Below are 24,426 nucleotides of genomic sequence, written 5' to 3'. Positions count from 1 at the left end.
GCCAATTGGGGCCAGCGCATGGCCGGACGACGCGCTTCACGGCACGTCACGCCGCAGCGCCGCCATGCCCCCTGAAAAACAGAAGCATCGAAACAGGCGTCCCCGGCAAACGGGGAGACGCCCGCGCGCCGGTTACCGCGCCCCGCCGGTCGCGGCCTTCAGCGCGATTGTCCCGTCGCGGTTATAGACAACCCTGCCACCCACCATGGTCAGCAGCACCTTCGTATTGGCGATGTCGGCCGCCGGGACCTGCATCACGTTGCGGTCCAGCACGATCAGGTCCGCCAGCTTGCCGCGTTCCAGCGATCCCGTCTGCGTGTCCGAACGCAGTTCCCATGACGAATTCATGGTGATCGCGCGCAGCACTTCGGGCCGGGGCAGGCCGGGGGCGTCGCCCAGCGGGTGGGCATATTTCTCGCCCGCCTCGGGGGCATTGGTGCGGGTGACGCCCACCTTCAGCGCGAACCATTCGTTCAGGCGGTCCACCGGCCAGTCGGAACCATAGGCGATCCGCGCTCCGGCCTTGTACAGCGGCCATGCGGGTTCCATCGCCTTCGCCCGTTCGGGGCCGAGGAAGTCGCGCCCGGCATCGACCGTATCCGGCCCTTCCTTTTCCCACTGGAACGACAGCACCGGCACGGCGCCCAGCGGTCTGTAGCGCGGCACGTCGGCGGGGGAGACCAGTTCGTCATGCGCGATGGCGGGGCGGAAATCGGCATGCGGCAGGTGGTCGCGCACGTACTGCACGCCATCCAGCGCGATATGCACCGCCCCATCGCCATCGGCATGCATGTGCGGGTCAAAGCCCGCCTGCACCACGCCCTGCAGCAGCGGGCCAAGGATGGCGGGCGGGAAATAGGGGTCAGGCCCCAGCGACGTGCCCGGCACCCAGTGGGGCGCGCCCTTCGTGCCGGCATTGACATAATAGGGTTGCAGCACGCGGCCGGTCAGTTCGGGGGCGGCGATCACCCCGTCCATGAAGAACTTGACGTTGCGCACGGTAATGCCGGGGTCCACGCCTGTCGGCCCCTGGTCATATTGCGCGGCGATGGCCTTCAGGCGCTGCACGTTGCCCGCCACGTCCGCGCCCGTGGCGGGTTCGACCAGCGGGGCGAAATGGGCGCGGGCGGTCAGTTCCCCGCTTTTTTGCAGCGCGGTATAGCTGGACAGGTCGGACTCCAGCGCCCATGCGTCCAAGAATCCGGTAATGCCCTGTTCGCGCATCGCCGCCAGCGACGCGCGGGCCGCCTGCACGTTTTCATCCGCGCTCAGCGGGGGATCGACACGTTCGACCAGGTCCTGCGCCACGTCCTCCAGCACGCCGGTGGGCTGGCCCCTTGCATCATGCACGATCTCGCCGCCCGCCGGGCTTTTCGTCGCTGCCGTGATGCCCGCCATGCGCAGCGCCGCCGAATTGACCAGCGTGGTATGGCCAAAGGTGGACCGCACCACGATGGGGCGGCGGGCGTCGATGCGGTCCAGGTCCGCCTTCGTCAGGCGCACGCCGGCGGGCTTCATCGCCTCCTGAAACCAGCCGCGCACCACCAGCGTGCCATTGGGGCGGCGCAGGGCGGGATTGGCGGTGCAGGCGCGCACGCGCTGGCTGAATTCGTCATGCGTCAGGGGCAGGTAGTCCAGCGAGCAGCCCATCAGGCTCTTGCCGCCTTCCAGCGGGTGCATGTGCCCGTCCACCAGCCCCGGCATCATCATCCGGCCGCCAAGGTCCACGCGCTGCGTGGCGGGGCCGACATACCGCGCGGCCCTCGCATTGCCGCCAACATAGGCGATGCGCCCGTCCCTGACCGCAAGGGCCTGGTACACATGGTCCTTTTTGTCAACGCTGTAGATATAGCCGTTGGTAAAGACGATATCGGCCGGCACGGTCCCCGCCATGGCGGGCGCTGCGCATGACAGCAGGGCGGCCATGCATACGGCATGGCGAAACGGCAGTCCCATGGAACATGACCTTCATGAACATTACGGACTGACAATAGACGGCGCTTGCGGGCCGCTGTCAAACCGGGGGACACGCCGCCGCTGCCGGAGCGTACCCCTGTACCCCCCGTACCCCTGAATTCCCCCGACCGTACATGACGGCCTTCCCACACCCCCCCATGCCACAAATAACTTTTCAGGGGGTACAAGGGGTACAGGGGTACGCCATGGCGGCAGGGCGCGGAAAACCGGGGGTCAGGGCGCATCATGCTCGTACCCCCGGTCCCGGCCGCCGGGGGTACGGGCGGGCGTGCCGCCTGCATGGGCGGCGGATAGTATGAAAATATCACACAGACCGCACAGGACACGCCATGCCCGTACCCCTTGCCCGTACCCCCGACGCCACCGCGCAGGGGGAACACCGCCGCGTGGCCGCCATCCTGCGCGCCGACCGCCGCGCACGCCTGGCCGCCCGTGACATCGCCATGGGGCTGCGACCCGACATGGGGGCCGATGGTCCCGCCGCCCGCGCCCGCGTGGTGGTGGAGGACCGCATCGCACTGGCCCCGCGCGCCCCGCGGCACACCGTGCGGCGGATGCATGACACCTGCATGCTCGACCGCCTGTTTTACCGCGCCGGCGCCGCCCTGACCGCCGACCAGCATGCGGCGGGGCTGCGGTTTCGCGCTGCCTGGCTGCGGGCCATGCGCGGCGGGCGGCTTGTGCAGCGCTACACCCCCCGTACCGGCGCGGGCGGCGGCGGCGCGATGGAGGAGACGGAGGCCAGCCTGCACGCCCGCCGCGCCATCGACCGCGCCCTGTCGCTGCTGACCCCGGCGCGGGGCCGCGTGGTGTGCGCGGTATGCGGCATGGACGAAGCCCCCCGCACCCGCATCCGCACGCTGCATGCGGCGCTGGATATCCTGCATGAACGGTGGTGAGGACAGCACGATAATGAAGCGGGACACCGCTTGATAAAGCATGAGGACGTTAAAGACTGTTTGAAAGGCCAGGCCATGATAGTGCTTTAAAATTAAGGGAAGTTTTTGGTGAAGCTTTTTGCAGAAGCTTCGAAAGAACGCCGCCTTTTTGAGAAAAAGGCGGCACCCAAAAACTTTTATTGTTTTTTATCAACGATTTGTTTTCAAACAGCCTCTTATCTTTCGGGCAACGCCGCCTTCGTGCAAAAAGGCGCATCCCGGATGCCTTTATGGGCACGCGACCGGCCCGATGATCCGGTCGCGTGCCCGCGCAATATCATGATCATGGCTCCCGCAGGGGGCGGTGTGGTATGGGTGGGGGATGAACAGAACCGGCCTTGTCCTTGCCCTGCTGTCCGCCGTGCTGTTTGGCGCCAGCACGCCATTCGCCAAGCTGCTGCTGGGGGGCATGTCGCCCCAGATGGCGGCGGGGCTGCTGTACCTTGGCTCCGGTATCGGGCTGGCGGTGGTGCTGGGGGCGCGCGCGGCGCTGCGCCTGCCCAGCCATGACGAGGCCGCGCTGACGCGCGCCGACCTGCCATGCCTGCTGGGGGTGATCGCCACCGGCGGCGTGGCCGGGCCGCTGCTGCTGATGATCGGGCTGGCGCGCAGCGACGCGGCCAGCGCATCGCTGCTGCTGAACATGGAAAGCATCGCGACCCTGCTGATCGCGTGGCTGGTGTTCCGTGAAAACGTGGACCGCAGGCTGCTGTTCGGCGCGGCGTGCATCGTGGCGGGGGCGGGCGTGCTGTCATGGCAGGGGCATGCGGCGTTCGCGCCCGGCGCGCCCTGCATCATCGCGGCCTGCCTGTGCTGGGGTGTTGACAATAACCTCAGCGGCCGGCTTTCGGCCGCCGACCCGGTGCGCATCGCCATGCTGAAGGGGCTTGTCGCGGGCAGCGTCAACCTGTGCCTGGCGCTTGTGCTGCAACACGCCCGCCTGCCCGGCGCGGGGGTCGTGGCGGCGGCGGGGGGCATCGGCTTCCTTGGCTACGGGGTCAGCCTTGTGGCGTTCATGCTGGGGCTGCGCCACCTTGGGGCGGCGCGCACGGGGGCGTATTTCGCGCTGGCGCCCTTTATCGGGGCGGTGGTGTCGGTGGCCCTGTTCCACGCGCATGACATCGGGCGGCTGGCCGTTGCGGGGGCGTTCATGGCGGTGGGGCTGTGGCTGCACCTGAGCGAACGCCATGATCACGAACATGTGCATGAAATCATGGAACACATCCACCGCCACGTGCATGACGCCCACCACCAGCACGAACACGGCCCCGATGACCCGGCGGGCGAACCCCATACCCACCGCCACGTGCATGCAAGGCTGGCGCACAGCCACCCGCATTACCCCGACCTGCACCACCGCCATGACCACGATCACGGCCCGGACGGGCACACGCATGCGGCGTGAAGGTTGAGGGTTGAGGGTTGAGGGCTGATTGCCAAAAGTTCAGGGCGGCCGCCGGAAACGCCCGTCCGCGCGGGCCTGCGCCACGGGACCGCATGCAGGCCATCATGCCCGGCGCCGCGCCATCCGTCATACAGGCGGCAAGATTTGTGTTGCGTCGGGCGGCGGGCATGATACCCATTGCGAATCAGTAACAAATCAGGACCTTACATCATGCGCGTGGCCGGCCTACAGACAGCGGGAACCCCGGGGGATATCGACGCCAACCTGCATGCGCTTGACGCCGCCGTGGCGCGCGCGGCGGGGCAGGGGGTGGACCTGCTGGTCACCCCCGAACTGTTCGTGACCGGCTACGACATTGGCGACAGCCTGCATGACCTGGCGCGCTTCGACGCGGTGGGGGCGGTGCGCAACATCGCGGTGGCGCGCGGGGTGGCGATCATGGTGGGGTATGCCGAACACACGCCCGACGGGCTGTACAACAGCGCCATGCTGCTGGACCGTAATGGCGCGCAGGTACTGCATGTGCGCAAGCTGCACCTGTTTGGCGACATGGAACGCGCGTTCTTCCTGCCCGGCACGCAGCCTTCCGCCGTCGTGCCCTTTGACGGGGTGCGCGTGGCGGGCATGATCTGTTATGACGTGGAGTTTCCCGAATACGTCCGCCACGTGGCGCAGGCAGGGTGCGAGGCGCTGCTGGTGCCCACCGCGCTGATGGAGCCATACCTGTTTTCCGCCCGCGAACTGGTGCGCACGCGGGCGTGGGAAAACCAGATCTACCTGGCCTACATCAACCACACCGGGCGCGAGCGCGACACGGTTTACGTGGGCAACAGCCGCATCATCGCGCCCGACGCCACGGTGCTGGCGCAGGCGGGGCTGGAGGAGGCGCTGCTGGTGGCCGATATCGAACCCGGTCTGGTCGCGCGCGCGCAGCGTGAAAATCCCTTCCTGGCCGACCGCAGGCTGGACCTGTACCGTGGCATGGGCCTGACGGCATGAACGTGCGGGCCGCCGCCACGGCTGCCGGCGCGACGCGTGGCCCCGCCGGCACGGGGCGGCTGTCGGGCAATCTGGGCGCTGCCGAAATCATCTTCATGGTCATTGCCGCGGCGGCCCCGCTTACGGTCATAAGCGGCAACGTGCCGCTGGCCATCACGCAGGGCAACGGGCCGCTTGCATGGACCGGGTTTGTCGCGGCGGCGGCGGTGATGCTGCTGTTTTCGGTCGGGTTTGTCGCCATGACGGCGTACATGACCGAAGCAGGGGCGTTCTTCACCTATATCCGCGCGGGGCTGGGGGCGCGGTGCGGGCGGGCCGGGGCGTTCCTGGCGCTGCTGACCTATACCGCCATCCAGCTTGGGGTTTACGGGTTTTTCGGCTGGTCCATGGATGACGCGGCGCGCCAGTGGGGTGGTCCCGCCCTGCCGTGGTGGCTGTACGCGGCGGGGGTGCTGGGGGTGGTGGCCGTGATGGGCTACCGGCATATCGACCTGAGTTCGCGCGTGCTGGGCGTGGCGCTGGTGCTGGAAATCGGGGTGGTGGTGGTCATGAACGCCATGATCCTGTGGCGCCCCATGCCGGTGGCCCCCATGGCGATGACCCCGGTGGCGGATGCGGGGCCGGCCGGGCCGTTCGCCGTGGCGCTGCTGTTCGCCATGACCGGGTTCATCGGGTTCGAGGCCACGGCCATCTTCCGCGACGAGGCCCGCGACCCGCAGCGCACCATCCCGCGCGCGACCTATGGCGCGGTGGTCATCATCGGCCTGTTCTACGCCATATCGTGCTGGTGCGTGATCCATGCATGGGGGGCGGACAGCATTGCCGCGATCACGCGCGGGTTCCTGGACCACGGGCGCAACATCGTGCTGGAAACGGCGGGGCGCTATGCGGGGCGGGTGATGCAGCAGGCCATGCAGGTATTGCTGCTGACCAGCCTGTTCGCGTGCCTGCTGTCGTTCCACAACATCATCGCCCGCTACCAGCTTGCGCTGGGGCGCGAGGGGATCATGCCCGCCTTCCTGGCCCGCACGCATGACCGCCATGCCTCGCCGCACGTGGCGTCCGTGGCGCAGACGGGCACGGCATGCGTGCTGCTGGTCCTTGCCGCGCTGTCGGGCGTGGACCCGCTGGTGGATATTTTCGGGTCGATGGCCGGGATATCGACCATCGGCATCACCGTGCTGATGGTCCTGACATCGGTGGCGGTGGTGGCGTTCTTTACCCGCAGGCGCGACCTGTCGCGGGGGCGGGCGGTCAGCACGCTGGCCATCCCGGGCATCGCGGCGGTGGCGCTGTGCGCGGTGCTGTACATCATCATGGCCAATTTCACCCGCATCACCGGCCTTGCCGACCGGACCAGCCTGATGCTGGCGGTGCTGCCATTCGCGGTGACGGGGCTTGGGTTCTGCGTGGGCCGGACGACAACAGACTAAGGCTTCACCAAAAACTTTCCCATGATTGCAGGGTGTTGCCTGGCCCGACTTTTCAGGCAGCCGGCTGGCCCGCCGGATTGACACGGCCATCCCCCACCACCCATCATGACCCCGAACCGGCACGGGGGAACAGGGATGGACGTGTACAAGGGCTGGGCCGAGGCTGACCTGCCGGAATGGCTGGCCACGCCCCGGCGCGATTTCGACCGCCTTGCCGCCCACCTGCGCCCCGAAGTGGAGCGGCTTTTGTCCCGGCAGGGGGTGTTTGCCCCGTTTGGCGCGGTCATGGCCCCGGGCCGCTACCTTGGTGCGATCGAGACGGTGGCCGGTCCCGGCGGGCAGGCCGACAGCGCCATACAGCTTGATCGCGCGCGCGGCGCGGTGCAGGACGCGGCGCGGCGCACGGGCGCGCGGGCGGCGGCGGTGGTCGCCAACTGCAGCGTGCTGCTGCCCGGTGGCGACGGGGCGGAGCAGGCCGCCGTCATCATGTGCGCCCACCGCGACGGCACGGCGGAAAACATCGTCTATCCCTACCGCGTGGGGGAGGCGGGCGTGACCTTTGCCCCGGCGCAGATGACCGAGGGCGCGCAGGACATCTTCCCCCCCATCCGGCTGCGGTTCCACATACGCGAAACCTGCCCGCCCCGCCCGGCGGGGCATGCGGTGACGGTATTCGCCTTCCACGGCATCGACCGCGCCGCCGTGTGCGCCCGCATGGGCCTGGGCGATACCGGCACGCCACAGGACGATGCCCGCCCCGCGCCCATGGCCATCGCCAGCCTGCCCGACGGGTGGACGGTGGTGCTGTGCAACGACCCCGCCACGGCGCGGGCGCATGAGGCGCTGCTGGCCACGTATTGCGCCGGGGCCACGGTCGTAACCTGCATGGTGGACGAACGCCGGTACGAAAGTGCCGCAAGCGGATACCAAGACGGCGCGCAGGTCTGGTCCGTCACCCATCACGGACAGGCCGCAGGCCCGCACGACCTGACCATAACCGGCACGCCGCCCGCAGCGTTACACGACACCATCGCCGCCATGGACCGCGAGGAAACGCAGAGCGGTTACCCGCCGGGAATGCTGGATTTCTATTTTGATATTCCGGTGGAGGTGGTGTTTGCGGTTACGGGGTTTCGGTATTGTGCGGGGGGATGTGTTGTATTTGATGTCGCGCGGGAAATGCCCGGCAGGCAGGACGCAGGACTGTAAATGCTATTGTCTGGCGGGGTGGCCTACCAACATTTTCAGCTAGGCGTGCTCAACATTCGAGCTTAGGAGACAAAAGCAAACCAATCATCGTCCATTCCCGATCCGTTAGTTAAATCGCCTCAGTCATACCTTAACACTATGCACCGGACTTGTTGGTGGTGCCTTGTCCTAGACGGACTCTCCCATGGAAAAAATCGAGGGACCACTACGGGACGCACCGCCAAGGAGACTGACACCACAAAAATAATATTTAAGCAGACGATAAAATATTGATATGAATAAAATATATTTTTTTAAAAGTATTCAAAATTCAGATATCCAATTACCTTCAAACTTATTGTTCATTTTTTCTATATTATTATTCATATAATTTAATACATCCATCAATGCAATGCATACATCATATATTCCAGAATTAATAATCTGAAATTCGGTCAATAACGAAATGCTTTTCGAATCGCCTGTTTTTATATTGAAGTTATATTTTGTCATTTTTTCCATGCATCTATTTATCTTAGTCTCTGAGACGTTGTATGCCTGTTTATAATAGATTGACGCATGCTTCAAAAGCACTTCAATATAAAAACCTTCTATTGGATTGCATTTTTCTTCTTTTTCAAAGAAAACATCATTATAATAATCAGGAACAGATTCATCTGAAAAATATAAATATGGAGAATGTCCAAATGAAGATAATACTCTGGTAAAAAACATAGAAACAATGTATTTCTTGTCACTTCTTTTTTCGTTAAATTTTCCCAATGTTTTTTTTAAAATGGGCATTATAAACCCTTTTTCATACTCACCATGTCCCATGGAATCTACCAATGATAAAATATTACTTACATCAGCCCTATCCAAAATAGAGCATAATATTCTTTCCATGGGTATCACTTGATTATTAAATGCAAATTTAGCAAAAAAATATTCCTGAAATGATCTATGAATAAACTCAAAATAAATCCCATCATTTTGCATAATTGATATAGATTCACAGAAATCCCTAATTATGTCGGAAGCTCTATCAACTATTTTCTTTGCATCTTCATCCCTAAGTTTTGATATTGATTGATTTATAAACTCAATTAAATCATTTTTAATAAATAGGAATATATTTTTATTATATGTAAGTACACAAAAATACATAAATACTTTTGTCAAATCTTCTATTTTTAACCCACAATATAACTCTCGAATAAATGAACCTTTTGTTGAATCATGCTCTTCAGTCAAAACATCATAACATTTACTATAATAAACAGCCTTATTATGAGGTATCCTATTTTTTTTATCAAAAACCAATAGCATCATACTTGTCAAAAGTGGATTAGAAAGAAATTCTTTATTGTCAGCATAAAAAGATTGTCCATTGTGCTCTGTGGAGTATAAATTATTAATATCATTAATAAATTCTTTCTTTTTTTCTTTATCAAAAGAAGTCTTATATATAAATTCTACAGTCTGCTCCCGAGTAAATTTTGATATATTTATCTGTCTAAATCCATACCACGATATAAAATCTTGAGAGGGTCTACTTGTTACTAGTATTGGTGAAATTGGATAATTTGATGAAAGATCAAGAATTTCTTTTGAAATTATTCCTCTCATATGAGGCGATATCTCATCAAACCCATCTAAAAGCAGATAAAAATGTCCGTGCTTCATTCCATAATGGAAAAGTTCATCATCAAAAGATGGAAAAGAATTTTTAACATGATCAACTACCGACTTTACAATACTTTTCCCTTCCCTGCTATAATTAATCTCTCTGAATTCAAAGAAAATTGGTAATTTAGCATAGCCTTTCGATATTGATTCATTGAAAATATATTTCAATAAAATGGTTTTACCAGAACCGGCCATACCATTTATAATATTCTTTGGATATTCTGAAATTGTATCTTTTAAAAATACATTAAGATCTATCTCTTCCTGCTCTCCTCTTTCATTTTTATAATTAAAATTTTGTGAAACAAAACAATCTGAAATTTTTACCGGTGTATTCCTATTTAATAACGTCTTTGTTGTAGAAAACTTTTCGTAATTATAAGATATATATCTATCAATACCATCACCGGTGAAATATTGTGAAAATTTTGGTATTTTTTTTAGATTTTTCTTAATTCCATTCACAAAAGATGTTATTGCTTGCTTTTCTGTCTCATTAAGTTCATGGGAAATATTTTTTATTGCGCCGACAGTTAAGCTGCTTGTAACTAAATCCATATGAAAATTTCTCACTTCCAAAAAAAATAGTGACCGAATTGTTACATATCATATCGCATGCTGTCATCTTAAAATTTCATTGCCTCTCCTGCCTAGCTATCACTATTTACTATCGGATGTAGAGAAAGAAAAAACTCCATTTATTTGTGCAATAATTATAAATATTTCTTAGGAAATTATTTTATAAATTTATAACTTTGTAATACTAAAAAATACTATAAATATGAGATAATATACGATTTTATTATTGCCTAATTGAAAATGGATAATTTTTCTCGTTTCTATTCTATATCGAATATCCTGCTTCCCCGCAAGACAGATGCACAACCAGAAGACAAAACAAAACCAGTTCCCACCTGCACGGTTTTTCCGCATAACAACCCTATCATGACACAACCACGCCCGGACCGCCCCACATGGCAGCCCGGGCGTTTTTCATATCCGCTGGATGACAGGAAAGCATGACCATGCCCGAACCCGCCACACCGGGCGCGCGGCGCGGGGCGTACAGCCGCCGGGTGGCGGAGGAAATCTGCACCCGGCTGGCCGATGGGCACAGCCTGCGCGCGATCTGTAATGATCCGGCCATGCCGCACCGGGCCACGGTGTTTCGCTGGCTGCGCGACAATGCGGGGTTTCGCGCCCTGTACGCCACCGCGCGGGAGGCGGCGGCCGATACGCTGGCCGAGGACATCATAACCATAGCCGACCGCGCCACCGGCCGTGACGACGTGCCCGCGATCAAACTGCGCATGGAGGCGCGGATGTGGGTCGCAACCCGCCTGCGCCCGCCCGCCGACCGGCGGGAAGGGGGAAACACGATTGCCATCACGATCACGACCGATGATGCAGAACTGTAAAAAAACGGAATAGACGTTTTTGGGTGCCGCCTTTTTTCAAAAAGGCGGCGTTCTTCGAAGCTTTTTGAAAAAAGCTTCACCAAAAACTTTTTCTACTTTCAGGGGGCAGGCTTTTGAAACACGCCTTCAGCCTGACAGCGGACCAGCGCGCGGCCAACCGGCTGCTGGGCGGTCCCGCCACGCATATCCTGCTGCGTGGCGGGGCGCGGTCGGGCAAGACGTTCGTGCTGGTGCGCGCGGTGGTGATACGCGCACTGAAGGCGGCGGGCACGCGGCACGGCATATTCCGCCACCGGCTGAACGCGCTGCGGGCCACCGTGCTGGCCGATACGTTTCCCACCGTCATGCGGCGGTGCTTTCCCACCGTGCCCTGGGCGCTGTCGCGCACCGACTGGACGGTGGAAATGCCCAACGGGTCGGTCATCCTGTTTGGCGGGCTGGATGACGAGGACCGGACGGAAAAGATACTGGGGCTGGAATTCGCCACCGTCTACCTGAACGAAGCCAGCCAGATCACCTATGGCGCGCGCAACATGCTGCTGACGCGGCTGGCGCAGAAATCACCGCTGGCGCTGAGGGAATATATCGACGCCAATCCCCCCACCACCGCGCACTGGCTGTACCGCGTGTTCGAGGACGGGGTGGACCCCACATCCGCAGCCCCCCTGGACCGCGCGCGTTACGCCACCATGCGCCTGAACCCCGATGGCAACCGCGCCAACCTGTCGCCCCAATACATGGCCCAGCTTGAAGCCCTGCCCGAACGCGAACGCAGGCGCTTCATGCTGGGCGAATACCAGCAGGCGGTGGATGGCGCGTTGTGGCGGATGGAGGATTTCCGCCGTGCCGCCCCTGTCACACCCGCAACCCGTGGCGGCGTGGCCGGGGCGATGCGCCGCATTGTCGTGGCGGTGGACCCGTCGGGCTGTTCGGGGCCGGAGGATACGCGGTCGGACGAAATCGGCATTGTCGTATGCGGCGTGGACGCGGGCGGGAATGGCCATGTTCTGGCCGACCTGTCGCGGCGGGACAGCCCGGCGGGATGGGCGCGCGCGGCCTTGCAGGCGCAAATGGACTGGGGGGCGGAACGCATCGTGGCTGAACATAACTTTGGCGGTGCCTTGGTCGAGGCCACGTTACGCGGCCTCAACCCCAACGCCGCCCTGCGCATGGTCACCGCCAGCCGGGGCAAGGCCGCGCGCGCCGAGCCTGTGGCGGCGCTGTATGAACAGGGGCGCGTGACCCATCACGGCAGCTTCGCCATGCTGGAGGAACAGTTGTGCCAGTTTTCCGCCAGTGGCTATCACGGCCCGCATTCCCCCGACCGGGCGGATGCGCTGGTCTGGGCCTTAAGTGACCTCATGCTGTCCACACCGCCTGCCGCCCCCGCGCGATGGGTGCCGACGCGGTTCACGCTAGGGCGGTAGGATGAGACCAGTCTTTCCAACACATTGAAAATAATAAAAGTTTTTGGTGAAGCTTTTTCCAAAAAGCTTCAAGGAACGCTGTCTTAAAAAAAGGCCGCACCCGAATCAAGGCAAGGATGTTTTTGTCAGGCAATCCGGAAGGTTCAACGCAACCGTGCCACCTGTCCTGACCGGACGGCTTGACCCGCCATCACGATGATGCGGTGCGGCAGCCAGGCGGACCGGATCACGCCGGGGCGGCGCGGAAATACCCGCTGATATCCACCCGCGCGCCGGGGGGAAAACGCAGCAGGGCAATGCCGGTATGGGCGAAGGCGGCGTCAACCAGCCCGTCGCGATACTGGCGTTCGGGGTGGGCGTGGGTGCTGTCATCCAGTTCGATCCCCAGCACCACGGTGCCGCTTTGCACATGCACCACCACGAAGTCGATGGATTTGGAGGCGATCTTGAAAAACGCCTGCCGGTTGGCGTCACGGTCCGGCCCGCGCGGGGCCATGAAATCCGCCAGCCTGACCTGTGGGCAGACATAATAGCCGCGCGGGGCCTGCGCCACCAGCACGGACAGCACGCGCCGCTCCCATTCCGACATCAGGGCCATGGGGTGGTACAGCCGCACCGCCCAGCCGTAATCGGCCATGGAAACGGGCACGCTGAACCCGGCATCCGCAACCGGGGCGGCCAGAACCGGCGGCACAGGCTGTAGCGGCGCAGGCTGGGGCTGTGCAGACTGGGGCTGTGCAGGCTGGGGCGGCGCAGGCCGGGGGGACGCGGGCTGGAACGGGCGCGGCGCGGGCGGGTGGCCATGCCGCCTGCGCCACGCGCCCGCCACCACCGCGACCGCAACGCCCACAACGCCGATTTCCACCGCCAGGCGCACCGGGGCCAGCAACAGGTGACTGATATCCATTTTATTCTTTTCTCCTCCACACGACCATGCGCCCCACAGCGGCCTGTCTATCGCGGTTTTGCCGCCGCATCACCACCAAATCCACCCCCATCGCCCACCATACCGGAGAGACAGCATGGACTGGCAGGAACTGAGGAAAACCTACCCCCGCGACCCGGACCTGCCCGCGCGCGCGGGGCGGCTTGCAGCCCTGGGCCGCGTGCTGGCGGGCACGCAGTACGACGCCATCCCCAACCCGTTCGGCACCGAATATAACGGGGCGGGGGAATATATCCCCCTGTCGCAGCGCCGGCCATCGGTGCGCACCAATATGTGCCGCGCAGTGGTGGATGATGCGGTGTCGCTGCTGTTTGGCGCCTCGCACTGGCCCACCACTGCGGCCACCGACCCCGCATTGCCGGGCATACTGGCGCAGGTGGCCGCCAGCACGGCGCTGCCCGCGCTGATGATGGACGCGGCCACGCGCGGGTCGGTCGGATCGGTCGCGGTGCTGGTGGAGGCCGTGGACCGCCAACTACGTTTTGCAGTGCATGACACGCTGTACCTGACCCCGCAATGGGATGGCGCGGGCGAACTATGCGCCATGACCGAATGCTACAAGGTCACGGGCGCGACACTGGCGGGGCAGGGGTGGCCGGTCGGGCCTGATGACGCGGCGACCGTGTTCTGGTGGCGACGTGTATGGGACCGCGCGGACTGCCATGTCTACGTGCCGCAGCGGGTCGATGCGGGCCTGCCCACGCGGGTGGACCCCACGCGCGGCACGCATCACGCCCTTGGTTTCGTGCCATGGGTATGGATGGCCAACCTGGCCGCCCCCGGCGTGATGGACGGGCCATGCACGTTCGAGGCCGCCATTGATACGGTGATCGAGTGCGACTACCTGCTGTCGCAATCCGGGCGCGGCCTGAAATACAGCGCCGACCCAAGGCTGGTGATCCGCGCGGGGCCGGATCCGTATGCCGATGGCACGCCCGCGTCATCCGGTGGGGCGGCATCCGCGCTGACGCTGCCGCTGGACGGGGATGCCAAGCTGCTGGAAATCAACGGCGACGCGGCAGGGGCCATGCGCGACCATTACCGCGAACTGCGCGCCAGCGTGATGGAGCAGATCCACGGCAACCGCGCGCAGGCCGACCGGCTGAGCGCCCCCACATCGGGCCGCGCGATGGAGATGTTGTACCAGCCCCTGCTGTGGCTGGCGGACCGGATGCGCCTGTCCTATGGCGAATACGGGCTGCTGGCGCTGTATCGCATGGTGTGCGCGTTTTCGCACGCCCTTGCCGGTGGCCTGCGCATTGGCGGGCGCGATTACGCGGGGCTGGACGCCGATGGCCTGGCGTTGCAGTGGCCGCCCTATTTTCCGGGCACGGAAGCCGACCTGGCGCAACTGGCGCAGGGGCTGGATACGGCGGTGCGCGGCGGTTTCCTGTCGCGGCAGACGGCGTGCCTGATCCTGGCCGCCCGCGCGGGCACGCCCAGCCCCCATGGCGAGTGGGCGCGGATCGGCGCCGAAAGCGCGAACTGATTTTTCATTCCTGAACGGAGGCATGACATGACCCGATCAAGCGTTCCCGAAACCCCCGACATGGACACGATGCGCCGCGAACTGGCCGCCCTGCGCGCCGAACGGGACGAAGCCACGCAGGCCCGCGCCACGCTGGAAGCCGACCTGGCCCGCGCCACCGAACAGGCCGCGACCGCCCGCACCCGCGCCAGCCGCGCCGTGATCCGCGCCGAAGCCCGCGCCATGGCCGCCCGCATGGGGGCGGTGGAACCCGCCGATGTGGTACGGCTGGTGGACCTGTCCACTGTCACATTGGCCGAGGACGGCACGCCGCAGGGGCTGGACACGATCATGCAGGCCGCGCGTGACAGCCGTGCCTACCTGTTTACCCCACCGCAGCCCGCATCGGGGGCCGCCCGTGGCACCACCGCATCCGGCCCCGCGCCCCGCGCGGGCGATCCCGCCCCGTTCGACGCCCGCACGGCGGGCGCGCGTGATGTAAAGGCCGCCGCCAGTGCCGCGGGCCTGCGCTGGCCGGTCGCGACCTGAAAGCGTGGTCGCGATGGTCAGGGGGCCTGATTTCAACAGGCGCGGATATGCCCGATAGACTGTACTGTCCGCCTGAATGGCAGACAGGACCCCGTTCCCTTCTGACCGGGATGGGAAGATACCGCCTTTTTACAAAAAATGGCGCTCTGTCGAAGCGTTCTGGAAAAAGCTTTACCAAAAACGTCCCTGATAACGGACGCGACGGGACAGGACTGTCATGGGTGACGCATGGGCGGCCGCATGTTACGGTTGCGGTCTGAAATCCACCCGGCGCAAACGGGTGGCCCCATACTGCCTGCAACAGGGTGAACACACCCGGAGGACCGTGCCGAATGACCCCGACCGACGTAATCGTACGCAGCTTTGTTGACCTGCGCGCCTTTGCCGACACCACCATGCCTGCACCCGGTGATTTCCTGCTGGCCCGCACGAAGCTTGCAGGGCAGGGGAACGGGCTGTCGGTCATGGCCTGCGCACCGCAGGGCGCGGGGCTGGTTACGGCCATGCCGGCGGATGAATTCGTGATCGTGCTGACGGGGGAGCTGAACATCGGCGCAAACGTCCTTGGTCCCGACGGGTGCATCGTCATGCCAAAGGGCAGCGCCTTCAGTTGGGCCGCCGCGCCGGGCACGCGGGCCATCGCCATGCGCTGCGACACCAGCACGCCAGGCGCGCAGACGCCGGTGGTGATCGACCCCAACCCGGTCTTGGCGCCATCGGCATCGCCTTCGGCGGCGGTGCTGGCTGGCCCGGCCCCCACCTGCCGCAGCTTCAATGACTATAAATCCGCCAATGGCGAACTGCGTTGCGGCACATGGTCCGCCACCCCCTATGCCCGCCGCGCCGTGCGCTACGCCCATGCCGAACTGATGTACCTGATCGAAGGCAGCGTGACACTGGTTGATGGCGCGGGACGGGAAAAGACGTTCAGCAAAGGCGACATCTTCCTTGTCGAACGGGGCGCCGAATGCGCATGGGACAACCGGGAGACGGTCAGGAAGGTCTATGTAATCTTCCGCCCGGCCTGATGCGGGGCAGGGTGCGCAGGCCGGTGGCGTCAGGCCCCGGCCCGTATGCCGCCACATGGGCCAGCACCCATCGCCCGTGGGACAGGACCGCGCCGGTCGATGGTAAATGGAACGCAGAATAACACTTTAAAATTAAAGAAAGTTTTTGGTGAAGCTTTTTGCAAAAGCTTCGAAAAAACACCGCCTTGTTGAGAAAAAGGCGGCACCCAAAAACTTTTATTGTTTTTTATCAATGATTTGTTTTAAAACAGCCTGCAAGAGACTGTCTGAAACAGTAAAATCATGACAGGGCTTGAAACCAAAAGAGGGTTTTGATGAAGCTTTTTCCAAAAAGCTTTGAAAAACGCCGCGTTTTTGAAAACAGGCGACACCCGGAAATTCCTATTCTGGTTTATCAGGCCATAATGGTGCTGATTTTTCCCGCGATGGCCATGGCTGCGGACACAACCCCGGCGGATGTCACGGCTTTTATACATGATGCGCAAATCTGCCAGTATCTGGCCGGGGAATGGGACAGCACGCTGCCTGATGCCCGCAGGCTGGACCTGGCGGAAGAAACCGGCGCGCGTTGCGCCACCATTGATGTAAGGCAGAAATCCCTGCGCAGGAAATACAGGCACAATAAAACCCTGCTGGCAAAAAATAAACACTTATAATATTTTCTAAAAACCGTTGGTAAAAATAAAAGTTTTTGGGTGCCGCCTTTTTTCAAAAAGGCGGCGTTGCTTGATGCGTCTTGAAATTGCAGGACATGTCCTTGCGGTTTCGCGACCCCAGACCCGCCCATGACGTGAAAGATACCCGTGGGGTCCATGCGCCCCATCGGCCACCCCTTGCCCGTTCCGCGCCCCCTCATGCCGCGCGGAACCGGCAAGGGGCCTGCGGGCGGCCAGACGCGCCGCACCCCTGATCCATCCACCCGGCCCATCCATGGCGCATGCCCGCCATGGCCGCCCCTGCCGCCGCCAGTGCATCCCTGCATGGCGGCTTTTTTCGTTTTTTCAAGGAAATGAAATCCATGGCCATTGCCAATTTCCCCGCCAGCCTGCAGCCGGTCATCCAGCAGGGGTTCCTGTCGCGCGCGTTCCAGGATGCGTTGCAGTCACGGCTGGGCTTCCGCTCGATCGCCGACCAGATGGAATTTCCCGCCCGCATCGGCCAGACCATTACCGACACCCGCGCGGGCCTGCTGCCACCGGCCACAACCCCGCTCAACCCCACAGCCAACACCAGCTTTGACAACGGCATGACCCCCGCCGAATGGTCGGTGGAGCAGTACACGCTGACCATCAACCAGTACGGTAACACCATGGACCTCAACCAGGTGACCGAGGGCGTCGGCATCGCCAACCAGTTCCTGGCCAATGCGTCGCGTCTTGGCATCAACGCACGTCAGACGCTGGACCGTCTGGCGCGCAATGCGCTGTTCGGTGGGGCGCAGAACGGGGTGGGCGGCTACCTTGGCGGCAATACCCGCGTCACCACCACGCTGGGGGCGGCGGGCAGCACGGTGGCGGTGGATGACATCCGCGGTTTCCAGGCCATCCTGTCCGATGAGGGGCAGGTGGTGTCCGTTGGCGCATCGGCCGGCATGACCGTCATCGTCGGGGCCGGGTCGTACACGCTGGTGGGCACGACGGCGGACGCCACCAATACCTCCACGGCGCCTGACGGGGTTTCGGGCACGCTGACGTTCTCGGCATCCGTCAAGGTAACCGACGGCACGGCGGGCAACGCGGTCATCGCCGCAACCGCCCCGCTGGTGCTGCGGCCCAACGCGCGCGCCACCACGGCGGCGCTGGCGGCGGGCGACCTGCTGAGCGTCCAGTCCATCCTTGGCGCGCTGGCCACCCTGCGCGACAACAACGTGCCGACACCCGATGGCGGGGTGTACCACTGCTACCTGGACAATGCGCAGCTTCTGGGCCTGTTCCGCGACGAGGATTTCAAGCTGCTGTATCGCGGGCAGTACGGGTCCGATACATACCAGAACGGCCAGATATTCGACCTGCTGGGCGTGCGCTTCATCCCCACGACCGAGGCCCCGCAGCAGGCGTCCCTTGGGGCGGGCAACATCCACCGCGCCATCATCTGCGGCCAGGGCGCGCTGATCGAAGGCGACTACGCCAATATCGGCACCCATTACGCGCCCCTGCTGGATGGCGGCGAACTGACGGATGTGGACGGCGTGTGCATGATCACCCGCCCCGCGCTGGACCGTCTGGCGCAGATCATCGCGCAGTCGTGGTCGTGGATTGGCGGCTTTGCGCTGCCGACCGACCTGACCGCCGATACATCGGTCATTCCGACGGCCACCAACAGCTACCTCAAGCGCGGGGTGGTGATCGAAAGCCTTGGCGCCGGGGCGTAATCCCCATGCGGGTGGCGGGATCGTGCCGCCACCCGCATCGCGCAGGAACGCTGCATTTTTGAAAACAGGCGGCACCCGGAAACTTTCATCCGTCAGTGACAGGCGCAACCGCAGGGGCAACAGGCATGACCGATACGGATACCACCACGGCGGCCAGCGGGTCCGCCACCGATACAGGCGATACGACGGACACCATCACCACCACGCCGCCCACCGCCGCCACGGTCGCGGATACGCCGCTGGTGGATGGCGAACTGGCGCAGGCGCGGCGCTACATGGGCTATCCCGCCATGGGCAGCCAGGACAGCGGCATGCAGTCATGGCGGTTTTTCCGGGTTTACGGCTTCAACGAATGGCGGCTGCGCAACCTTGCCCCGGCCGAATGCGCACAGGCGCGGGCGTTCATCATGCAGTGCCAGTTGCTGGAGGGCGCGATCATGGCGGCCACCGCCAATCTTGATACCGACCGCGCGGCGGTGTGGACGCGCAACCGCACCGAGGTCACGGACCGTTTCACCCTGTACACGCGCTGGCGGGTGCAGCTTTGCAACTTTCTGGGCATCCCGCCGGGGCCGGGCCTGCGCGGGGTGGGGGAGATAGTGATCTGATGGACCAGCCAGCCCTGTGCCGCCTTGCCGCGCGTGGCTTTGCGCGGGCGGCGGCCCGCGTGGGGGCGGCCACCGCGCAGTACCGCCCCACGGCCGCCGCCAGCCCGTGCGCCACGCCGTATGCGCAGGCCATGGCGGCGTTCAGCAATGACCGGGCCTTCGGCTTTGCCGGGCCTGCGCTGTGGGACGTGCCCTTTGTCTACGCGCTGATGGATACGACGGATGTGCGGGCGGGGGATATCCTGACCTGCGGGAACGATACCTATTTCATCGCCCGCGCCGAACCCTTCCGCCCGCCTTTATGCGTGCTGTGCAACGCGGTGGTGGACATCACCACCACCATGGCGCAGGTGGCGGATGTGGCGGGTCCCGGCGGCTACGCCACATCGGGCGACGTGACGGCGCAGGTCGCCTGCGCCACCGGGTGGCCCGCCATGATCCGCCCCGGCAGCGGGGCGGGCGTTCCCGGCCCGGCACAGCCCGGCGCGATCCGTTCGGGCGGGTTCGAGATGTTCCTGCCCGCCATGCCCGGCGTCACCATCCAGCCCGCCATGTGGGCGCGGGACGCGGGCGGCACGCGCTACACCATCGGCGGCGCGCGCGCCGGGCCGTGGGGCACGCGCTGCCAGTTGGGCCAGCAGCAGGTCTGACCCCCCGGCAATATCTTTTGCCGGGCAGACCCGTCACCCCATGCGGATACGGACCACGCACCGCATCACCCCACGAAACACCTGACAGCGGCGGATGGCATGCCCCGCGCGGGCGGCGTGCGGCGTTGTTGGGGGGACAGGAGCCGATATGACATGGCCGATATCTCCACCATCTCCACCACGATCGCAGCGGCCCTCGCCGTGGCTCTGTGCCCCGATGGCATGGCGTCGGGGGCTGTTACGGGGCGGCCGCTCATCATCCGCCGTGGCGGGCTGACGCAGGCCGACCTGGGGGATGTGGCCCATACGCTGCAACAGGGCTGTGACTTCATCACCATCGCCGACCTGGCCGAAAGCTGGGCGCGGGTGGATGAACCGCTGGGCCGCCCGTGGCGCATGGATGCGGCCACGCCCGCCACCGTGCACATCGCGGCCAGCGACGCCACCGCCACCGTAACGGTGGATGACGGGGCCACGCCATCGGGCACGGTGGGGCTGCGCGTGCGTGGCCTGCCCGGCGTTGCGGGCGATGCATGCAGCCTGCATGTGGCAACCGCGACGGACACGGCGGCCACCATCGCCGCCGCCATTGCAGCCGCCATCCCCGGCGCTGCCGCCAGCGGGGCCAACATCACGCTGCCCGCCACGGCCATGGCGCAGGCCATCAACGCGGGCACGCTGTCGGCGCGCTGCGTCGCGCGCAGGCAGCAGCAGGTCTTTGCCATCACCGCGTGGTCGGCCACCCCGGCGGGGCGGGACGCGCTGGGCTGCGCCATGTCCGACGCGCTGGCGCTGACCGACTGGCTGACGGATGCAGGCGGTTCCACCTTCCGTATCGAGGCCCGCGCCACCACCAACGATGACACCGCCATGAACCGGGGCATCTTTTCCCGGCCCGCGCGCTTCCTCGTCACCTACGACACCGACCTGACCCGCGTGGTCCCGGCCATGCTGGCCGGTGGCGCGGGCATTGGCCCCGATGTCACGCGCGGGGACGTGCTGCTGGACACCGGCGGCGGCTGAACCGCTGTCCACCACCATTCAGGCAGCCCGCCGGATACCCACCCGCCTGACCATGCCCCCGGCCATGCCGACCCGTGGGAACACCGGCCCGACGCATCATCGCGCAGGGAACCGGACATGGCACGCGGGCACCACGGGCCGGGCGGTGATGGCTGGCTGCCGCATCGTGTCCGGGGGATGCGCCATTATGTGCGTCCCCGTTCATGACACGCGCCCGACCTGCATGACGGGGCCATGCGGCCCGGCGTCATGGGGATACGGCGTGACAGGCGCGGGCGGCCCGGCATCCGGCCCGGCGGTCCTGCGCGCCACACCACACCCGACTTTTCACGCAGCCATGCCGCATAACAGGGAAATACAGATACCATGACCATTTACCAGTCCGGGCAGCTCAACACCAACAGCCTGAACGTGCCCGACCTGTACGTGCAGGTCCTGCGCCCGCAGACGCTGGCGCTGAACGGCGTGCCATCGGGGCGGATCGGCCTGGTCGGCACCGCCGCGTGGGGGCCGGTGGGCACGCCGGTCATCGTCGGCGCAATGGGGGATTGCCTGTCCGCCTTCGGTCCCAAGCAGGCGCTGGCCAGTGACATCGGCACGGCGGTCAACATCGCGCTTTTGCAGGGGGCGGCGGATTTCCGCTGCGTGCGCGTGACCGACGGCACGGATACGGCCGCCACCGGCACGCTGGATGGCGTGACCCTGACCGCGCTGCATACCGGCAGCGCGGGCAACGCCATTGCCGCAACCGTTACGCAGGATGGCATCATCACCACCAGTTACACCCTGACCATTGCCCATGCGGTGCTGGGCAGCCGGACCTATCGCGGCGGCACGTGGGGCGTGCTGGCGGCGGCGGTGGCGGCTGACGGCACGGCGCTGGTGCGCATGACGGTGCCCGGCACGGTCCCGGCGCTGGCGGCGGGCACGGTCACGCTGGCGGGGGGGACGGATGGCGGCGTGCCGGGCACGGCGGCGTTCATCGGCACGGATGGCGCGACGCGCACCGGCCTGTACGCCCTGCGCGGGCAGGGCTGCGCGCTGGGGCTGCTGCAGGGGGTAAGCGACAGCACCACATGGACCACGCAGGCCGCCTTTGGCCTGTCGGAGGGGATGTACATGATCGCCTGCGGCCCCGCGGGCGACACCATCGCCAACGCGGCCGCCATGAAGGCCGCGGCCGGCGTGGACAGCTACGCCATCAAGCTGATGTTCGGCGACTGGCTGTGGTGGGATGATGACACCAATGGCGACATGCTGGTGTCCCCGCAGGCGTTTGCCGCCGGTATCCTGGGCGGCCTGTCGCCCGAGCAGTCGAGCCTGAACCGCGAACTGTCGGGCGTGATCGGCAGCCAGAAGGCAGGGCTGGTTTCCAGCGGGCAGGCCGCGACCTATTCCATGGCCGAGCTTTCGGCGCTGTTCGGCGCGGGCATCGACGTGATCTGCAACCCTGCCCCCGGCGGCAGCTACTGGGCGGTGCGCGGCGGGATCAACACCAGTTCCGATGCGGATACGGATGACGACAGCTATACCCGCCTGACCAACTACATTGCCGAAACCATCAATTCCGGCATGGGCGCGTTCGTGGGCGCCGTCATCAGCACCACGCTGTTTGGCGATATCCGCGCCGTGCTGCTGGGCACGCTGTCCAACATGGTGGGCGGCGGCATACTGGGGGCGACCACGGATTACGCGGTGGTGTGCGACATGTCCAACAACCCGCAATCGGCCACGGCGCTGGGTTACGTGCGGGCCGACGTGCAGGTGCGCTACCAGGGCATCAACCGCTTCTTTGTCGTCAACCTGCAGGGCGGGGCGAGTGTCACGGTCAGCACCGCCACACCCGCCGCCTGATCAGCCGGTCTTCGCGCGGCGGTTTTCTTCCGACAGCACGCGGCCGCACAGTTCCCTTATTTCCTCATGCGTCAGCTTTTCCGGGTGGCTCAGCCCGCGCGCGGCAATGGCGGCGAGGTCTTTTTCGGGTGGTTTTTCGGGTGTGGTGCCCATCGGGGTGCTCCATGCGGGATGAAAACGCATGTTCACGCCCGCGCGACCCGCGCCGCCACATAAAAATACGCATGACACCAATGCACGGCAATAATGGGCCATCCGCGCGGTGGCCCCTTCTTTCATGGAGCGACGAATGTCCACCAAACCCTTCAATATCGGCCGCGACTGCCGCGTGGTGCTGGTCTATGACGGCAGCCGCGTGGACCTGCCCACCGTCACCGGCTTTACCGCCCAGCAGCGCACCCACCAGCTTACATCCAACCCGCTGAACGACATGCCCCTGTTCTATGACGTGCCGGGCGGCTGGGGCGGGCAGTTCACCTTCCAGCGCGACGGGGCGGGGGCGGATGACCTGTTCGCCGCCATCGAAAGCGGCTTCTGGTCGGCGGGCACGGTGGTGCTGGGCAGCATCTACCAGTACGTGACGGAATGCGACGGGTCGCTCAGCACCTATGAATTCGTGGGCGCGTCGCTGCAACTGTCCGATGCGGGGCGGTACCAGTCCGAAACGCTGGTCAGCCAGACCATCACGTTCGCCGCCCGCGCGCGCAACCGCATTTCCTGATCTGGCAATCATAAGGACGTTTTTGGTGAAGCTTTTTTCAAAAAGCTTCGAAGAACGCCGCCTTTTTGAAAAAAGGCGGCACCCAAAAACTTTTATCTTTTTTATCAACCTGTTGTTTTCAAACCGTCCCTGACAGCCAGAAGGCCCACAGCATGAGCGAACACAGCGTAAAGACCAGCGACGGCCGGACCATCACCTACCGCGAGCGCGGGCCGGGGGATGTGCTGGCGCTGCTGGAATTCGGCCCGGCCAGCCCGTCGCCCGCATGGGTGGAATACGCGCTGATGGTGGCGTCGGTCGAGGCGATCGACGGCGTTCCCGCCATGCGCCCCACCAGTCGCGTGCAGCTTGAACAACTGGCCAACCAGATCGGCAATACCGGCATCACCGCCCTGTCGGACGCGCTGTTCGGCGCGGATGGGGAAGACGTGGCGGCCACGGAAAGCACCGCCGCAAAAAACTGAGCCGGCACCCCGCCCTGATCGAGGTCGCGGCCCTGGTCGGGAACGGGGTGCCGTGGGACGTGGCCATGACCATGCCGCGCGTGCGGCGCATGGCCTTTCTTGTAGCGTTTGGCGAGCTTGCGGGCGGGCGGTATGACTGGACTGCGCAACAATGGGAATATCCTGATGACTGACGTGCTCCGGGCCACGGTCCGCCTGATCGCGCGCCTGCCGCGCGCCGGGCGGTCCGGCGCGCCGGGGCGGCTGGCGGCGGCGGTGGGGCGCATGGTC

The 24,426-nt window shown here is 63.2% G+C and carries 23 protein-coding genes; 19 read left to right on the top strand and 4 right to left on the bottom strand.

Annotation, left to right across the window (positions count from 1 at the left end; translation table 11 throughout):
- Positions 1-132: 132 nt before the first annotated feature.
- Positions 133-1,956 carry an amidohydrolase gene (locus CFR76_RS14325; protein ID WP_110557610.1) on the bottom strand — a complete coding sequence of 608 codons (1,824 nt, stop codon included), beginning with the start codon at positions 1,954-1,956 and terminating at the stop codon, positions 133-135.
- Positions 1,957-2,306: 350 nt separating this feature from the next.
- Between CFR76_RS14325 and CFR76_RS14320 the strand changes: the two genes are divergently transcribed.
- The 5 genes from CFR76_RS14320 to CFR76_RS14300 all read left to right on the top strand — a co-directional run bounded on the left by CFR76_RS14320 (position 2,307) and on the right by CFR76_RS14300 (position 7,961).
- Positions 2,307-2,876 carry a hypothetical protein gene (locus CFR76_RS14320; RefSeq protein ID WP_110557609.1) on the top strand — a complete coding sequence of 190 codons (570 nt, stop codon included), beginning with the start codon at positions 2,307-2,309 and terminating at the stop codon, positions 2,874-2,876.
- Positions 2,877-3,237: 361 nt separating this feature from the next.
- Positions 3,238-4,320, top strand: coding sequence for a DMT family transporter (locus tag CFR76_RS14315; RefSeq protein ID WP_110557608.1), 1,083 nt, complete (start codon positions 3,238-3,240; stop codon positions 4,318-4,320).
- Between the two features lie 210 nt (positions 4,321-4,530).
- On the top strand, positions 4,531-5,319 hold the full coding sequence (locus tag CFR76_RS14310; RefSeq protein ID WP_110557607.1) for a carbon-nitrogen hydrolase family protein: 789 nt from the start codon (positions 4,531-4,533) through the stop codon (positions 5,317-5,319).
- Positions 5,316-6,752, top strand: a complete 1,437-nt coding sequence (locus tag CFR76_RS14305; protein ID WP_110557606.1) for an APC family permease — start codon at positions 5,316-5,318, stop codon at positions 6,750-6,752. Before CFR76_RS14310 ends, CFR76_RS14305 begins: the two co-directional genes overlap by 4 nt.
- A 135-nt stretch (positions 6,753-6,887) precedes the next feature.
- Positions 6,888-7,961 carry a hypothetical protein gene (locus tag CFR76_RS14300; protein ID WP_110557605.1) on the top strand — a complete coding sequence of 358 codons (1,074 nt, stop codon included), beginning with the start codon at positions 6,888-6,890 and terminating at the stop codon, positions 7,959-7,961.
- Between the two features lie 303 nt (positions 7,962-8,264).
- On the opposite strand, the gene CFR76_RS14295 is transcribed toward CFR76_RS14300, so the two are convergent.
- The gene (locus CFR76_RS14295; RefSeq protein WP_110557604.1) at positions 8,265-10,187 is read right to left on the bottom strand and encodes an NACHT domain-containing protein; all 1,923 of its coding nucleotides are present in this window, start codon (positions 10,185-10,187) and stop codon (positions 8,265-8,267) included.
- A gap of 467 nt (positions 10,188-10,654) precedes the next feature.
- Here CFR76_RS14295 and CFR76_RS14290 point away from each other — a divergent pair, with 467 nt between their 5' ends.
- Together CFR76_RS14290 and CFR76_RS14285 are read left to right on the top strand one after the other, a co-directional pair.
- On the top strand, positions 10,655-11,047 hold the full coding sequence (locus tag CFR76_RS14290; RefSeq protein ID WP_244191957.1) for a terminase small subunit-like protein: 393 nt from the start codon (positions 10,655-10,657) through the stop codon (positions 11,045-11,047).
- Between the two features lie 113 nt (positions 11,048-11,160).
- Positions 11,161-12,474: a phage terminase large subunit gene (locus CFR76_RS14285; protein WP_208624012.1), complete on the top strand. Its 1,314-nt coding sequence runs from the start codon at positions 11,161-11,163 to the stop codon at positions 12,472-12,474.
- A 226-nt stretch (positions 12,475-12,700) separates the two neighbouring features.
- On the opposite strand, the gene CFR76_RS14280 is transcribed toward CFR76_RS14285, so the two are convergent.
- Complete coding sequence (locus CFR76_RS14280; RefSeq protein WP_110557602.1) at positions 12,701-13,381, bottom strand: DUF2726 domain-containing protein; 681 nt, start codon at positions 13,379-13,381, stop codon at positions 12,701-12,703.
- A 115-nt stretch (positions 13,382-13,496) separates the two neighbouring features.
- Between CFR76_RS14280 and CFR76_RS14275 the strand changes: the two genes are divergently transcribed.
- The 10 genes from CFR76_RS14275 (at position 13,497) to CFR76_RS14225 (ending at position 22,971) form a co-directional block, all read left to right on the top strand.
- The gene (locus CFR76_RS14275) at positions 13,497-14,909 is read left to right on the top strand and encodes a phage portal protein (protein ID WP_110557601.1); all 1,413 of its coding nucleotides are present in this window, start codon (positions 13,497-13,499) and stop codon (positions 14,907-14,909) included.
- Between the two features lie 27 nt (positions 14,910-14,936).
- On the top strand, positions 14,937-15,437 hold the full coding sequence (locus tag CFR76_RS14270; protein WP_167402153.1) for a phage scaffolding protein: 501 nt from the start codon (positions 14,937-14,939) through the stop codon (positions 15,435-15,437).
- 332 nt (positions 15,438-15,769) lie between these two features.
- The gene (locus CFR76_RS14265; protein WP_110557599.1) at positions 15,770-16,465 is read left to right on the top strand and encodes a cupin domain-containing protein; all 696 of its coding nucleotides are present in this window, start codon (positions 15,770-15,772) and stop codon (positions 16,463-16,465) included.
- Positions 16,466-16,779: 314 nt separating this feature from the next.
- Entirely contained in the window at positions 16,780-17,121 is a 342-nt protein-coding gene (locus CFR76_RS14260) for a hypothetical protein (protein WP_110557598.1), read from the top strand.
- 362 nt (positions 17,122-17,483) lie between these two features.
- Positions 17,484-18,836, top strand: a complete 1,353-nt coding sequence (locus CFR76_RS14250) for a DUF4043 domain-containing protein (RefSeq protein WP_110557619.1) — start codon at positions 17,484-17,486, stop codon at positions 18,834-18,836.
- 125 nt (positions 18,837-18,961) lie between these two features.
- Positions 18,962-19,444 (top strand): hypothetical protein, encoded by a 483-nt coding sequence (locus CFR76_RS14245; protein WP_110557596.1) that lies wholly within the window; start codon positions 18,962-18,964, stop codon positions 19,442-19,444.
- On the top strand, positions 19,444-20,094 hold the full coding sequence (locus CFR76_RS14240) for a hypothetical protein (protein ID WP_110557595.1): 651 nt from the start codon (positions 19,444-19,446) through the stop codon (positions 20,092-20,094). Before CFR76_RS14245 ends, CFR76_RS14240 begins: the two co-directional genes overlap by 1 nt.
- A 153-nt stretch (positions 20,095-20,247) precedes the next feature.
- Positions 20,248-21,117, top strand: a complete 870-nt coding sequence (locus CFR76_RS14235; RefSeq protein WP_110557594.1) for a hypothetical protein — start codon at positions 20,248-20,250, stop codon at positions 21,115-21,117.
- Positions 21,074-21,487: a hypothetical protein gene (locus CFR76_RS14230; RefSeq protein WP_110557593.1), complete on the top strand. Its 414-nt coding sequence runs from the start codon at positions 21,074-21,076 to the stop codon at positions 21,485-21,487. The genes CFR76_RS14235 and CFR76_RS14230 overlap by 44 nt, the downstream gene beginning before the upstream one ends.
- Positions 21,484-22,971 carry a phage tail protein gene (locus tag CFR76_RS14225; RefSeq protein WP_110557592.1) on the top strand — a complete coding sequence of 496 codons (1,488 nt, stop codon included), beginning with the start codon at positions 21,484-21,486 and terminating at the stop codon, positions 22,969-22,971. The genes CFR76_RS14230 and CFR76_RS14225 overlap by 4 nt, the downstream gene beginning before the upstream one ends.
- Here CFR76_RS14225 and CFR76_RS18165 read toward each other — a convergent pair whose 3' ends face one another.
- Entirely contained in the window at positions 22,972-23,124 is a 153-nt protein-coding gene (locus CFR76_RS18165) for a hypothetical protein (protein WP_167402152.1), read from the bottom strand. It abuts the gene before it with no gap.
- A gap of 136 nt (positions 23,125-23,260) precedes the next feature.
- Between CFR76_RS18165 and CFR76_RS14220 the strand changes: the two genes are divergently transcribed.
- Together CFR76_RS14220 and CFR76_RS14215 are read left to right on the top strand one after the other, a co-directional pair.
- Complete coding sequence (locus tag CFR76_RS14220; RefSeq protein ID WP_025438456.1) at positions 23,261-23,692, top strand: hypothetical protein; 432 nt, start codon at positions 23,261-23,263, stop codon at positions 23,690-23,692.
- Between the two features lie 152 nt (positions 23,693-23,844).
- The gene (locus CFR76_RS14215; protein WP_025438457.1) at positions 23,845-24,156 is read left to right on the top strand and encodes a hypothetical protein; all 312 of its coding nucleotides are present in this window, start codon (positions 23,845-23,847) and stop codon (positions 24,154-24,156) included.
- The last annotated feature ends 270 nt before the right edge of the window (positions 24,157-24,426 follow it).

The sequence above is a fragment of the Komagataeibacter swingsii genome, assembly GCF_003207895.1.
In the GTDB taxonomy this organism is placed as follows: Bacteria; Pseudomonadota; Alphaproteobacteria; order Acetobacterales; family Acetobacteraceae; genus Komagataeibacter; species Komagataeibacter swingsii.
This window is presented reverse-complemented; position numbering and strand designations above follow the sequence as displayed.